This is a genomic window from Dehalococcoidia bacterium (assembly GCA_025054935.1).
Classification (GTDB): domain Bacteria; phylum Chloroflexota; class Dehalococcoidia; order SpSt-223; family SpSt-223; genus JANWZD01.
This window is the reverse complement of record JANWZD010000053.1, coordinates 1-233: the sequence shown is the minus strand read 5'-3', so window position 1 is coordinate 233 and position 233 is coordinate 1. Positions and strand designations below refer to the sequence as shown.

The window sequence follows — 233 nt, the reverse complement described above, 5'->3', positions numbered from 1 at the left end:
TTCGTGGTGCTGGGCATCGCGGTGGCCGCGTACGCGCAGGGCTTCGCCGCGCAGTTCAACGACGGGCGCTTTATCCCGGACGCCATCCTGGCGACCAACGGCGCGGTGCTGCAGATGTTCACCCACGGCCTGAGCAGCGCCGGCATGTTCCTCCTCGTCGGCGTGTTGTACGAGCGCGCCCACACTCGCGACCTGAACGACTTCGGCGGGCTGATGCCGCTGATGCCGGTGTA

1 protein-coding gene is annotated in these 233 nt (G+C 67.8%); it reads left to right on the top strand.

The genetic code is table 11. The features are described from left to right. Positions 1 to 233, top strand: a 233-nt coding sequence (locus NZ773_16220; protein ID MCS6803473.1) for an NADH-quinone oxidoreductase subunit M, incomplete at both ends; no start/stop codon positions are given.